We start from the raw sequence: 12,720 nt of genomic DNA on the forward strand, positions 1-12,720 counted from the left end.
ACTAACGATTTTTGATTTTAGAACAAAGAACAAGAACATAGAATTCCCCATAACCGTGAGAGTTCCCCCCTTCGGGGGCTAGGGGGCTTTTTGGAGGGCTTTTTTCAATTTTAACGCCCAATGTTTTAAAACTCCATTTATTTTTAGCATCTTGCTCCTTTTTACTGCGAATTTTCAAAAAAAATAACTAACCCAACCATTCTTATGAAGAAATATCTTCTCTCAATTTTCACTTTAATTTTGCCATTGTTAACGTTTGCCCAACAATCTACATCAGAAAAAATCGATGGCGTTTTTAAAGATTATACAGGGTGGTTTGTTGAAGCCATTTTTTATGAAATCCCGTTTTCAGAAAAGTATAGAATCCCTTGGGTATTGATTGTGTTGATTGGAGGTGCCTTATTTTTTACTTTCTATTTTAAATTTATAAATATTACAGGTTTTAGAACCGCCTTGAGGGTGGTTCAAGGTAAATATGAGGATATTGAAAAGCATGGTGCAGACACTCTTTACGGCGACCCAACCCCTAATGAAGATCACAATATCATTGAAACCTTGCGCGACGATAGTGCCCATGGCGAAGTATCCCATTTCCAGGCTTTAACAGCGGCATTATCTGCCACGGTGGGTTTAGGGAATATTGCAGGTGTTGCCGTTGCCTTATCTATTGGTGGACCAGGAGCCACGTTTTGGATGATATTGGCAGGTGTTTTAGGAATGGCTTCCAAGTTTGCTGAATGTACATTGGGTGTAAAATATAGGGACGTTGGAGAAGATGGCACCATCTATGGCGGCCCCATGTACTATCTTACCAAAGGACTGAAGGAAAAGGGTGCAGGAGGTTTTGGTAAAATCTTGGCTGTTTTGTTTGCGATTTTTGTTATTGGAGGCTCTTTTGGTGGCGGAAACATGTTTCAAGCAAACCAAGCCGCTGCCCAGTTTATAAAATTATTCAGCTTTGAAAGCTCTAATGCAGGGATGTATTTTGGTATTGGTATGGCAGTAATTGTTGCTGTCGTAATAATAGGAGGTATTAAAAGAATTGCTTCGGTAACCGAAAAAGTGGTGCCGTTTATGGCAGGTATTTATGTATTGGCTGCCTTAGTTATTTTAGGGGCCAATTGGCATTTAATTGATGACGCGTTTACTTTAATATATCATGGTGCTTTTTCTGGTCTTGGAATTGCTGGCGGACTTGTAGGTGTTATGGTTCAGGGTATCCGTCGAGGTGCTTTTTCTAATGAAGCCGGTGTGGGGAGTGCTGCCATTGCGCATTCTGCAGTAAGAACAAAATACCCTGCAAGTGAAGGTATTGTGGCGCTATTGGAGCCTTTTGTTGATACCGTGGTAATTTGTACCATGACCGCTCTAGTAATTGTAATAACTAATTTTGACGGTGGCTTTATGGAATATGGCGTGCCCATTAAAGAAGGTGTTGAGCTTACAGCTATTGCTTTTGATAGTGTGATTCCCCATTTTTCAATTGTATTGACAATAGCTGTGATTCTTTTTGCATTTTCAACCATGATTTCATGGTCTTATTACGGGATGCAAGGTTGGGTGTTCCTTTTCGGAAAAGGTAAAATAACCGATTTAGTCTATAAAATTCTATTTTTGGTTTTTGTGGTAATCGGGTCGTCCATTAGTTTAGGTGCGGTCATTGATTTCTCTGATGCCATGATTTTTGCCATGGTGGTTCCCAACATCATAGGTGTTGTTATTTTATCCCCGGTAATCAGTAGAGAGTTGAAAAAATATATGAAAGCCATCACTATAAAACACGATGCTTTGGATGATGGTGCAGAAGATTTAACAAAACACATGTAGCGGTTACAAATGAACGCTTTTAAATCATCCCATTTCACGTTTTCTAAAAGTCAACGATATGGGATTTTTTTATTGATTGCCATCATCATCATTCTGCAATGCCTTTATTTTTTTATTGATAGTCCTTCGGAAGAAATTTCAGTAAACCAAACCGAATTAACTAGATTTCAAAAGGAAATAGATTCCCTTCGATTAGTTGAAACGGAAGAAAGAAAACCGAAAACACATCCTTTCAATCCCAATTATATAACCGATTTTAAAGGGGCTTCTTTAGGAATGGCCAATGCCGAAATTGATAGATTATTAAATTTCAGAAAGCAAAACAAATGGATAAATTCTGTTGAGCAATTTCAAGAAGTAACAAAAATATCCGATTCGCTTCTACATGCCATCTCGCCCTATTTTAAGTTTCCAGATTGGGTCAACAATCCAACGCAAAAAGCAACAACATCTAATTATCCATTCAACAATAAATCAAAAACAATTGCCCAAAAACAAGATTTGAATACCGCTACAGCACAACAACTTCAGAAAGTGAACGGTGTTGGCGACGTTTTATCAGATAGAATCATAAAGTTTAGAAACAAATTTGTTGGTGGCTTTATTGCCGATGTGCAACTGCAAGATGTGTATGGTCTATCACCAGAGGTTTTAGAACGAATTTCCGAAGAGTTTACGGTAAAAACACCCAAGCCTGTTCAACAGATACATTTAAATAATGCATCTGTTGATGAGTTGGTCACCGTTCAACACATCGATTATAATTTAGCGCGTTCCATTATAGAGCAACGTCAATTGCGGGATGGTTTCAAGTCTTGGGACGACTTAACAAAAGTAAAAGACTTTCCGCTTAATAAAATAGATATAATTAAATTATATTTGTCGCTCGATTGAAAAAGAAAAAGTAGATGAATAATATGTACTTCACCGAAGAACATCATCTTTTTAGGAAAAGTCTTCAAGATTTTTTGCAAAAAGAAGTCGTTCCCCATGTTGAAAAATGGGAAAAAACGGGTACCATTGATAGATTTATTTGGAGAAAATTTGGAGATATGGGCTTCTTCGGTATCAATTACCCCGAAGCTTATGGAGGTTTAAATTTAGATTTGTTTTATACAGTAATACTTTTAGAAGAACTTCAAAAAATAAATTCCGGGGGTTTTGCAGCAGCTATTTGGGCACATGTGTATTTGGCCATGACACACATAAACGCGGAAGGCGATGAAACCATAAAGCAAAACTATTTGGTGCCAAGTATTACAGGCGACAAAATTGGCTGTTTGTGCATTACCGAACCTTTTGGTGGTAGCGATGTGGCAGGTATGCGAACCACGGCTGTAAAAAATGGCGACCACTACATTATGAATGGTTCTAAAACATTTATTACCAATGGCGTATATAGCGATTATTTGATAGTAACCGCTAAAACAAATCCAGAATTAGGTAACAAAGGCCTCAGTATTTTTCTTTTGGATAGAGACATGGATGGTGTTTCGGCAACCAAATTGAATAAGTTGGGTTGGCGAGCGTCTGATACGGGCGAAATAGCGTTTAGCGATGTAAAAGTGCCAGTGGGTAATTTAATGGGAGAGGAAGGCAAAGGCTTTTCGTATGTTATGCAACATTTCGCTTTAGAGCGATTGATTATGGGCATCAATGCCCATGCCCGTGCGGAATTTGCACTGGAATATGCGTTGCAATACATGTCCGAAAGGCAAGCTTTCGGAAAAACCATCGATAAATTCCAGGCATTAAGACATACCATTGCCGATTTATATACCGACATGGAAATGTGCAAGGAGTTTAATTATTCCGTTGCCTACAGATTGAATAAAGGGCAATATGTGGTAAAAGAAGCCACCATGTCTAAACTGAGGTCAACCAAAATGGCGGATGAGGTTATTTACCAATGTCTCCAATTTTTAGGAGGTTACGGTTATATGGAAGATTACCCCATGGCAAGATTGTTGCGAGACAGTAGGTTAGGCCCAATTGGAGGAGGAACTTCCGAAATATTGAGAGAGATTTTAGCGAAAATAATCATCGATAAAAAAGAATATAAACCGGCGACATAAAAAAATCCAGAATTCAGAATTCGGAATTCAGAATTATTTTTATATTTGCAAACTGAAAATCTAAAAGAGAGGAGGTTAAGACACTATGTTAATAATACCGATAAAAGAAGGAGAGAATATAGATAGAGCGCTAAAGCGTTTTAAAAGAAAGTTTGATAAAACAGGCGCTAAGCGTCAGTTAAACGCACGTAAACAATTCACAAAACCATCTGTGGAACGTAGAGCGCAAATACAAAAAGCACAATACATTCAAGGTTTAAGGGATGCAGAAGATATATAATCTGCTCTCATATATAAATTAAAATCCTGCATTTTGCAGGATTTTTTTTTGCTCCATTTTTAAGAACGATAAAGTTGCTTTAAGTACAAGACGCCCTTTAAGTAATTCCTCCCTTTTTTCAAGGGGAAAGCCTGTGCCGAATTTTCGGTATGCCGATAGGCGGAGGGGTCAATAGGTGTAATTATTTTAATTATATAAAAGTTGCTCTATAACTTTTAAACTTCTAACTTTAAACTTTAAAGATGTCTTTCAAATCATTTATAGATTATCTGTTGCTGGAAAAAAACTATTCCGCTTTATTATTGAGCGTAGCTTACCGCAGCAAAAACCATTAATTCACTTAAAGACATAACTTTCAATGAATATAATAATCAAAAATTAGTATATTTGTAAAAAAACAATGTATTCAAGATTTCTAAGTGATAGGATAAAGAATAGAATTGATTCGGGAAAAGCGATTGTTGTAATGGGGCCACGGCAAGTGGGAAAAACAACTTTAATTGAGTCCATTCTTGAAACAAGGGACTATTTACTTCTTGACGGAGACGACCCCAAAACAAGAACTTTGCTAACAGAACCCAACACAGAGCAAATTAGAACAATTTTAGGAAAATATAAATTTGTTTTTATTGATGAAGCCCAGAGGATTGAAGGAATTGGACTTACAATGAAAATCATTACGGATAGGTTTAAAGATGTTCAATTATTCATGAGTGGTTCTTCCTCTTTTGATTTGTCAAGTAAAATCAACGAACCCTTAACAGGTCGAAAATGGGAATATCAATTGTTTCCTATTTCGTGGGAAGAATACGAAAACCACCACGGATATTTATTTGCTGAGCAAAATTTAGAAAACAGGTTGCTTTATGGCTTTTATCCAGATGTTTTAAATAATGCAGGCGATGAAATAAGCATATTACGTAATTTAGTGAATAGCTACTTGTATAAAGATATTCTGTCATATGCAGAAATACGAAAACCAGAAGTGCTTGAAAAATTAGTTCAGGCCCTCGCACTTCAGGTTGGTAGTGAAGTAAACTATTCTGAACTTGCTCAAATTGTGAATGTTGATAAAAACACCATTAGCAAATACATTGATATTTTACAAAAAGGATACATTGTTTTCAAATTAAACAGCTTCAGTCGCAATGTTAGAAACGAAATAAAAACCAATAAGAAAGTTTATTTCTATGACAACGGAATCAGAAATATGGTTATTGGAAATTTCAATCCAATGGAACTAAGGACAGATAAAGGTGCTATTTGGGAAAATTTTCTAATTTCTGAAAGAATCAAACAAATTGAGTACAAGCAAAGCCTTGCGCGCACTTATTTTTGGAGAACAAAACAACAACAGGAAGTTGACTTTGTAGAAGAAAATGGAGGGAAGATATTTGGATACGAGTTTAAATGGAATAAAAAGAAAAATCAAAAATTACCTAAAACTTTTACTCAAACTTACAATGCAAAAAGTAAAATAATAGATAAAGTTAATTTTAGAGAATTTGTGATAATTAAATAACATCAGTCTAACAACCTAAAACCTGAAACTCTAAGTATGCCATTCCAATCATTTATAGATTATCTGTTGCTGGAAAAAAACTATTCCGCTTTAACGGTCAATGCTTATGAAAATGATTTAAGTGACTTTTTAGAATTCCTATCATCAGAATATGGCACCCATACCATCAACACCGTTAATTACCCGCAGATAAGAAGCTGGATAGTTTATATGGTTGAAAACGGAATATCAAACAGAAGCGTCAACAGAAAAATTTCAGCGCTAAACACCTATTATAGGTTTCTTTTGAAAATTGGAGAGATCGATTTAAATCCATTAACAAAGCACAAAGCGTTAAAAACAAGTAAAAAAATACAGATACCGTTTTCTGAAGTTGAAGTGTCAACCGTTTTAGAAGACTCAAATTTTGAAAACGATTTTGAAGGTGTTCGTAATAAGCTTATTGTGGAGTTGTTTTATTCCACAGGCATCCGTAGAATGGAGCTGGTACAATTGAATATCTCGAGTTTGGGCAGTCATAATAATACGTTAAAAGTGCTCGGAAAAGGAAATAAAGAGCGCGTTATCCCGTTAATAAAAGCAGTACAGCAAACCATTGATGGTTATTTAAAATTAAGAAATGGGTTGGAATACATTAAAGATGCCGAAGTTTTGTTTTTAACAAAAAAAGGCGTTAAAATATATGAAACACTTGTTTACAGAATAATAAATGATTATTTTAGTTTGGCATCTTCAAAGGTTAAAAAGAGTCCGCATATACTACGGCACTCATTTGCTACACATTTGCTTAACCAAGGTGCCGATATAAATGCTGTTAAAGAACTTCTTGGCCATTCAAGTTTGGCATCCACTCAGGTTTATACCCACAATAGTATAGCAGAGTTGAAAAAGGTGCACATAAAGACGCATCCAAGAAGTAAAAAGTAGTACGATAATTATTGTCTAACCAAAAATGAAAAGTATGAAACATGCATATCTGGATTTTTGTCACACAACGAAAATGATTATATGGGTGTTACGTACCTGTACCGAGCGCAGTCGAAGTATGGTCAATTAAAAACAAAAAGAGAACAGATGAAAGTAAACACCCAATCAGTTAATTTTAACGCAGACAAAAAATTAATAAACTTCATCCAAAAACGAATGGATAAGTTAGATACCTTTTATGACAAAGTGATCCAATCGGATGTTTTTTTGAAAGTGGAAAACACGAGTGATAAAGAAAATAAGATATTTGAAGTTAAGTTGAGTGTGCCAGGAGATAGTTTTGTAGTGAAAAAACAATGCAAAAGTTTTGAAGAAGGTGCAGATATGGCGGCATCGTCATTAGAAAGACAGTTAAAAAAGAGAAAAGAAAAGTTAAGCCCACATTTATAATAAAATTTCCTTAAAAATGTTTTGAAACAAAAAATAAATCTATACATTTGCAGTCCGTTAGAAATAGCGGGCTTTTTTTATGCTTAAAAAGTATAAAAACGCCGATGTAGCTCAGCTGGCTGGAGCATCCCGATTTATCATCGGGAAGGTCGTGGGCCCGGGTTGCGGATCAGGAATTTTTGATTTATTGTTTTTATTTATAAGCCGATGTAGCTCAGCTGGCTAGAGCAGCTGATTTGTAATCAGCAGGTCGTGGGTTCGAGTCCCTCCATCGGCTCTTTAAAAACCAAAATTCAGTTTGGAATTTGGAATTTAAAACTTGAAATTTTGAATTATTTGGGGAGATACTCAAGCGGCCAACGAGGGCAGACTGTAAATCTGCTGACTACGTCTTCGCAGGTTCGAATCCTGCTCTCCCCACAAAGATTTTAAATAAGCTGACGTCAAAAGCTTGCTTTTGAAAGACAGTGTTTTTAAAATCTTCGTTCGGGGACACCCGAACAGGATCAACGACCAAAGGGAGTTAATCCTGTTCAATATGAAAAGAATTTAAAGCTCGCTTTTGTAAAACTGCGTTTTAAAATTTTCAGTAAGGGGTCACCCTTACGGATTACCGACCAACGGGAGGTAATCCACAAATTCCTGCGCAGGCAGGAATCTCAAACCTTAAGCAACAAATCCCAAAAGGAATTGAGAATGAAGTTTGAAAACGTTCATAAAAGAACTGGAATTTGGAATTTCAATTATTGGGATTTAAAAAAAAATTGCGGGAGTAGCTCAGTTGGTAGAGCGTCAGCCTTCCAAGCTGAATGTCGCCGGTTCGAACCCGGTCTCCCGCTCGATAATTTACGAGTTACGATGTACGATTTGAGAATCGTAAATCAAAAATCGGCAATCGTAAATGAAACGCCGGTGTAGCTCAGGGGTAGAGCGTTTCCTTGGTAAGGAAGAGGTCACGAGTTCAATTCTCGTCATTGGCTCAATTTTGAATTAAAGTAGAGTACACTAATATTATTATATAACTAAGATTAAATTATTTAAAAAACATGGCAAAGGCAACTTTCGATCGTTCAAAACCACATTTAAACATTGGTACCATTGGACACGTAGATCACGGTAAAACAACTTTAACTGCTGCTATTACTAAAGTATTAGCTGATGCAGGTTTCTCTGAAGCAAAATCATTCGATCAAATTGATAACGCACCAGAAGAAAAAGAAAGAGGTATTACAATTAATACTTCACACGTAGAATATGCAACAGCAAATCGTCATTACGCTCACGTTGACTGTCCAGGTCACGCAGATTACGTAAAGAACATGGTTACTGGTGCTGCACAAATGGATGGTGCTATCTTGGTTGTTGCTGCAACTGATGGTCCAATGCCACAAACTCGTGAGCACATACTATTAGGTCGTCAGGTAGGAATTCCTCGTATGGTTGTATTTATGAACAAAGTGGATATGGTTGATGATGAAGAATTAATTGAATTAGTGGACATGGAAGTAAGAGACCTATTGTCTTTCTATAATTATGATGGAGATAATGGGCCTGTAATTGCTGGTTCTGCTTTAGGCGCACTTAATGGCGAGCAAAAATGGGTTGATACCGTTTTAGAATTAATGGCAGCTGTTGACACTTGGATTGAAGAACCTTTAAGGGAAATTGACAAACCATTCTTAATGCCTATCGAAGATGTATTCTCTATTACTGGTCGTGGTACTGTCGCAACTGGTCGTATTGAAACTGGTATCGCTAAAACTGGAGATGCCGTAGAAATTATTGGTATGGGTGCTGAGAAATTAACATCTACTATTACTGGTATCGAAATGTTCCGTCAAATCCTTGATAGAGGTGAAGCCGGAGATAACGCTGGTATCTTATTGAGAGGTATTGAGAAAAACCAAATCTCTAGAGGGATGGTTATCATCAAGCCAGGTTCAGTAAAACCACACAAAAAATTCAAAGCTGAGGTTTACGTTTTGAAAAAAGAAGAAGGTGGCCGTCACACGCCATTCCACAACAACTACCGTCCACAGTTCTACGTGCGCACAACGGACGTAACAGGAAATATTATGCTTCCTGATGGAGTTGAAATGGTTATGCCAGGAGACAACTTAACTATTACTGTTGATTTAATTCAACCAATTGCAATGACTGTAGGTTTACGTTTTGCAATCCGTGAAGGTGGTAGAACAGTAGGTGCTGGCCAGGTAACTGAAATTTTAGAGTAATCTATCTTTAAAATAATTAAGTAAGCTAAGGTATTCCTGCCGATAACCATCGGGATTTCGGAATACCTTGGCTTATATTTATGAGTTTTATTAAAATTCAGAATTAATAAACGGGTTTGGCTCATCCCGTCCCGATAGTTATCGGGAGCTACGGGAGGTAGAGCAAAATATTAATACGGGTTTAGCTCAGTTGGTAGAGCACTGGTCTCCAAAACCAGGTGTCGAGAGTTCGAGTCCCTCAACCCGTGCACAGGAGGAAGATTGCTTTGTGGTACTTCTATAAATGAAATATTAAAGATAAAAATTTCACTTAAATCAAATAGCTAGGTTTAGTAAAATTGAAAGTTAATGAAGTTTTGATCTGTTCAAAATAACGACAATATAAATGGCTGGAATTTTAAATTACGTAAAAGAATCATTTGGCGAACTTAAAAATAATGTGAGTTGGCCAACATGGGCAGAAGCACAAAGTTTAACTGTTTTAGTGGCTGTGTTTTCAATTATATTTTCCTTGGCAATTTGGGGAGTCGATACAGTATTCAGTAAAGTTATAGCATTTTATTTTCAATTGATTAGTTAAAGTAGAAATATGTCTGAGGTAAGTGAAAAAAAATGGTATGTTGTTAGGGCTGTAAGTGGTCAGGAAAATAAAATCAAGACTTATATAGAGAATGAAATCGCTCGCTTAGGTCTGAAAGATTATGTTGATCAGGTATTGGTGCCTACAGAACGTGTTATTCAAATTAGAAACGGAAAAAAAATCCATAAGGAAAAAGTGTTTTTTCCGGGATATATCATGATTCAAGCCAATCTATCAGGTGAAGTTCCCCATATTATCAGATCGGTTACCAACGTCATTGGTTTTTTAGGTGAAACAAAAGGAGGCGATCCTGTGCCATTAAGACCATCTGAAGTAAACAGAATGTTAGGCAAGGTTGATGAATTATCAGTAGATGAAACCGCAAATGTAGCCATTCCATTTACAAGAGGGGAAACCGTTAAAGTTATTGACGGACCATTCAATGGATTTGATGGTACCATTGAAAGTATAAATGAAGAAAAGCGTAAACTTGAAGTAATGGTGAAAATTTTTGGAAGAAAAACACCATTGGAGTTAAGTTATATGCAGGTTGAAAAAGTATAATAATTGTTACACTAAATATAGAGATACGCTCTTCAGCTTCAATTTTAAGAGGCGTATCAACTTAAATTATTAAAAATGGCAAAAGAAATTGGTAAAGTAGTTAAGTTACAAGTTCGGGGAGGTGCTGCGAATCCGTCGCCACCGGTTGGACCCGCTTTAGGTGCTGCTGGAGTTAACATTATGGAGTTCTGTAAGCAGTTTAATGCTAGAACACAAGATAAGCCAGGTAAAGTATTGCCTGTGGTTATCACCGTTTACAAAGACAAATCATTCGACTTTGTAATTAAAACGCCTCCAGCCGCAGTACAATTATTAGAAGCGGCCAAGTTAAAGAGTGGTTCGGGAGAACCAAACCGAAAAAAAGTAGCTAAAGTTTCATGGGATCAAATCAAAACGATAGCAGAAGACAAAATGGTGGATTTAAACGCATTTACTATTGAATCTGCTATGAGAATGATAGCTGGTACCGCAAGGTCTATGGGTATAACCGTAACCGGAAACGCACCAAATTAATCTATTAAAGACATTAAGAAATGGCAAGATTAACAAAAAAGCAAAAAGAAGCTTTAGCAAAAATAGAAAAAGGGAGAGTTTACTCTCTTAATGACGCATCAGCATTAGTGAAAGATATTACTAGTACTAAATTTGATGCCTCAGTTGACATCGCTGTACGTTTAGGAGTCGATCCCCGTAAAGCAAACCAGATGGTTAGAGGGGTGGTTTCATTGCCTCACGGTACTGGTAAAGACATGAAAGTATTAGCATTGGTAACTCCAGATAAAGAAACGGAAGCTAAAGAAGCGGGAGCAGATTACGTCGGGTTGGACGAGTATCTTGATAAAATCAAGAATGGTTGGACCGATGTGGACGTTATCATCACCATGCCTAGTGTTATGGGTAAATTGGGCCCATTAGGACGTATATTAGGCCCCCGTGGTTTAATGCCCAATCCTAAAACCGGTACGGTGACCATGGATGTTGCTAAAGCGGTAACCGAAGTGAAGGCTGGTAAAATCGACTTTAAAGTTGATAAACACGGTATTGTACACGCTGCGATAGGGAAAGCATCTTTTACTGCTGACAAAATTGCTGGTAATGCACACGAATTAATTCAAACATTAATAAAACTTAAACCAACTGCTTCTAAAGGTGTGTACGTTAAAAGTATCTTCCTTTCCAGTACCATGAGTCCTAGTGTGGCGGTTGATCCTAAAGTTGGTTAATTAGTTAAATACTTTTATTATGACAAGAGAAGAAAAATCACAAGTAATTGAGGACTTAACTGCAGATTTAGCCAGTAATGCTAATATTTATTTAGCAGATATTTCAGGATTAAACGCATTAACAACCTCAGAGTTGCGTCGTGCTTGTTTTAAAGCAAACGTAAAATTAGCAGTAGTAAAAAACACATTACTTGAAAAAGCAATGGAAGCTTCCGAAAGGGATTTTGGAAACCTTCCAACCGTTTTAAAAGGAAATACATCAGTGATGTATTCTGAAACTGGTAATGTACCAGCTAAGTTAATAAAAACCTTCCGTAAAAAATCAGAGAAGCCTTTATTAAAAGGTGCTTTTATTGAGGAATGCGTTTATATTGGCGATAACCAATTAGACATGTTAATTGATATCAAGTCTAAAGAAGAGATGGTAGGAGAAATCATTGGATTGTTACAATCTCCCGCTAAAAATGTTATTTCAGCACTTAAATCAAGTGGTGGAAAATTAGCTGGCATCCTTAAAACACTATCTGAAAAAGAAGGATAGTATTAAACAGTACGCACTTTATTACAAATATATTATTATTAAAATTTATTAAAACGATAGAAAAATGGCAGATTTAAAAGATTTCGCAGAAAAATTAGTTAACCTAACAGTAAAAGAAGTAAACGAGTTAGCTACAATATTAAAAGATGAGTATGGTATCGAGCCTGCTGCTGCTGCAGTTGCAGTTGCTGCTGGTCCTGCTGCTGGTGGTGAGGATGCTGCTGAAGCTCAAACTGAGTTTACAGTAATATTAAAAGCTGCTGGTGCTTCTAAATTAGCAGTTGTTAAATTAGTTAAAGAATTAACTGGTTTAGGATTGAAAGAAGCTAAAGAATTAGTTGATGGTGCACCAAGTCCTGTTAAAGAAGGTGTTTCTAAAGACGAAGCTGAAGCTTTAAAAGCATCTTTAGAAGAGGCTGGGGCAGAGGTTGAGCTTAAGTAAGCTTACTTACCCAAAAACATAAAGGTTTAGGTCTGGAGATTCGTCTTCAAGACCT

At 36.6% G+C, this 12,720-nt stretch carries 14 protein-coding genes and 5 tRNA genes; all 19 read left to right on the forward strand.

The features are described from left to right. Nucleotides 1-204: 204 nt before the first annotated feature. The 19 genes from ACU1LP_RS06070 (at nt 205) to rplL (ending at nt 12,665) form a co-directional block, all read left to right on the forward strand. The gene (locus tag ACU1LP_RS06070; protein WP_445735849.1) at nt 205-1,827 is read left to right on the forward strand and encodes an alanine/glycine:cation symporter family protein; all 1,623 of its coding nucleotides are present in this window, start codon (nt 205-207) and stop codon (nt 1,825-1,827) included. A gap of 9 nt (nt 1,828-1,836) precedes the next feature. Further along, entirely contained in the window at nt 1,837-2,721 is an 885-nt protein-coding gene (locus ACU1LP_RS06075) for a ComEA family DNA-binding protein (protein ID WP_445735850.1), read from the forward strand. 14 nt (nt 2,722-2,735) lie between these two features. Then, on the forward strand, nt 2,736-3,902 hold the full coding sequence (locus ACU1LP_RS06080; RefSeq protein WP_445735851.1) for an acyl-CoA dehydrogenase family protein: 1,167 nt from the start codon (nt 2,736-2,738) through the stop codon (nt 3,900-3,902). An 85-nt stretch (nt 3,903-3,987) separates the two neighbouring features. Then, complete coding sequence (gene rpsU / locus ACU1LP_RS06085) at nt 3,988-4,182, forward strand: 30S ribosomal protein S21 (RefSeq protein WP_132216643.1); 195 nt, start codon at nt 3,988-3,990, stop codon at nt 4,180-4,182. Between the two features lie 400 nt (nt 4,183-4,582). Continuing rightward, on the forward strand, nt 4,583-5,704 hold the full coding sequence (locus ACU1LP_RS06090) for an ATP-binding protein (RefSeq protein WP_445735852.1): 1,122 nt from the start codon (nt 4,583-4,585) through the stop codon (nt 5,702-5,704). 36 nt (nt 5,705-5,740) lie between these two features. Beyond that, entirely contained in the window at nt 5,741-6,631 is an 891-nt protein-coding gene (locus ACU1LP_RS06095; protein ID WP_445735853.1) for a tyrosine-type recombinase/integrase, read from the forward strand. Between the two features lie 147 nt (nt 6,632-6,778). Beyond that, complete coding sequence (gene hpf / locus ACU1LP_RS06100; protein WP_445735854.1) at nt 6,779-7,081, forward strand: ribosome hibernation-promoting factor, HPF/YfiA family; 303 nt, start codon at nt 6,779-6,781, stop codon at nt 7,079-7,081. A gap of 203 nt (nt 7,082-7,284) precedes the next feature. Continuing rightward, a tRNA-Thr gene (locus ACU1LP_RS06105) sits at nt 7,285-7,358 on the forward strand. Between the two features lie 61 nt (nt 7,359-7,419). Continuing rightward, nucleotides 7,420-7,501 (forward strand) — tRNA-Tyr (locus tag ACU1LP_RS06110). 346 nt (nt 7,502-7,847) lie between these two features. Next, nucleotides 7,848-7,920, forward strand: a tRNA-Gly gene (locus ACU1LP_RS06115). A gap of 69 nt (nt 7,921-7,989) precedes the next feature. Beyond that, nucleotides 7,990-8,061, forward strand: a tRNA-Thr gene (locus tag ACU1LP_RS06120). 66 nt (nt 8,062-8,127) lie between these two features. Beyond that, nucleotides 8,128-9,315 (forward strand): elongation factor Tu, encoded by a 1,188-nt coding sequence (gene tuf, locus ACU1LP_RS06125; protein WP_445735855.1) that lies wholly within the window; start codon nt 8,128-8,130, stop codon nt 9,313-9,315. A gap of 175 nt (nt 9,316-9,490) precedes the next feature. Next, nucleotides 9,491-9,563, forward strand: a tRNA-Trp gene (locus ACU1LP_RS06130). Nucleotides 9,564-9,700: 137 nt separating this feature from the next. Then, nucleotides 9,701-9,895 carry a preprotein translocase subunit SecE gene (gene secE / locus ACU1LP_RS06135; protein ID WP_445735856.1) on the forward strand — a complete coding sequence of 65 codons (195 nt, stop codon included), beginning with the start codon at nt 9,701-9,703 and terminating at the stop codon, nt 9,893-9,895. 9 nt (nt 9,896-9,904) lie between these two features. Beyond that, nucleotides 9,905-10,459, forward strand: coding sequence for a transcription termination/antitermination protein NusG (nusG, locus tag ACU1LP_RS06140; protein WP_445735857.1), 555 nt, complete (start codon nt 9,905-9,907; stop codon nt 10,457-10,459). Between the two features lie 75 nt (nt 10,460-10,534). Continuing rightward, nucleotides 10,535-10,972 (forward strand): 50S ribosomal protein L11, encoded by a 438-nt coding sequence (rplK, locus tag ACU1LP_RS06145; RefSeq protein ID WP_304390281.1) that lies wholly within the window; start codon nt 10,535-10,537, stop codon nt 10,970-10,972. A 20-nt stretch (nt 10,973-10,992) separates the two neighbouring features. After that, nucleotides 10,993-11,682, forward strand: a complete 690-nt coding sequence (gene rplA, locus ACU1LP_RS06150; RefSeq protein WP_445735858.1) for a 50S ribosomal protein L1 — start codon at nt 10,993-10,995, stop codon at nt 11,680-11,682. A gap of 19 nt (nt 11,683-11,701) precedes the next feature. Further along, a complete protein-coding gene (rplJ, locus tag ACU1LP_RS06155) occupies nt 11,702-12,223 on the forward strand; it encodes a 50S ribosomal protein L10 (protein WP_445735859.1) in 522 nt (173 codons plus the stop codon). Nucleotides 12,224-12,287: 64 nt separating this feature from the next. Continuing rightward, nucleotides 12,288-12,665 (forward strand): 50S ribosomal protein L7/L12, encoded by a 378-nt coding sequence (rplL, locus tag ACU1LP_RS06160; RefSeq protein WP_445735860.1) that lies wholly within the window; start codon nt 12,288-12,290, stop codon nt 12,663-12,665. The last annotated feature ends 55 nt before the right edge of the window (nt 12,666-12,720 follow it).

This window comes from Mariniflexile sp., from assembly GCF_052728615.1.

Coding starts and splice junctions, on each gene's coding strand:
- ACU1LP_RS06075 (WP_445735850.1), top strand. CDS start 1,837: ATGAACGCTTTTAAATCATCCCATTTCACGTTTTCTAAAAGTCAACGA.
- tuf (WP_445735855.1), top strand. CDS start 8,128: ATGGCAAAGGCAACTTTCGATCGTTCAAAACCACATTTAAACATTGGT.
- ACU1LP_RS06090 (WP_445735852.1), top strand. CDS start 4,583: ATGTATTCAAGATTTCTAAGTGATAGGATAAAGAATAGAATTGATTCG.
- ACU1LP_RS06095 (WP_445735853.1), top strand. CDS start 5,741: ATGCCATTCCAATCATTTATAGATTATCTGTTGCTGGAAAAAAACTAT.
- rplA (WP_445735858.1), top strand. CDS start 10,993: ATGGCAAGATTAACAAAAAAGCAAAAAGAAGCTTTAGCAAAAATAGAA.
- secE (WP_445735856.1), top strand. CDS start 9,701: ATGGCTGGAATTTTAAATTACGTAAAAGAATCATTTGGCGAACTTAAA.
- nusG (WP_445735857.1), top strand. CDS start 9,905: ATGTCTGAGGTAAGTGAAAAAAAATGGTATGTTGTTAGGGCTGTAAGT.
- ACU1LP_RS06070 (WP_445735849.1), top strand. CDS start 205: ATGAAGAAATATCTTCTCTCAATTTTCACTTTAATTTTGCCATTGTTA.
- hpf (WP_445735854.1), top strand. CDS start 6,779: ATGAAAGTAAACACCCAATCAGTTAATTTTAACGCAGACAAAAAATTA.
- ACU1LP_RS06080 (WP_445735851.1), top strand. CDS start 2,736: ATGAATAATATGTACTTCACCGAAGAACATCATCTTTTTAGGAAAAGT.
- rplL (WP_445735860.1), top strand. CDS start 12,288: ATGGCAGATTTAAAAGATTTCGCAGAAAAATTAGTTAACCTAACAGTA.
- rplK (WP_304390281.1), top strand. CDS start 10,535: ATGGCAAAAGAAATTGGTAAAGTAGTTAAGTTACAAGTTCGGGGAGGT.
- rplJ (WP_445735859.1), top strand. CDS start 11,702: ATGACAAGAGAAGAAAAATCACAAGTAATTGAGGACTTAACTGCAGAT.
- rpsU (WP_132216643.1), top strand. CDS start 3,988: ATGTTAATAATACCGATAAAAGAAGGAGAGAATATAGATAGAGCGCTA.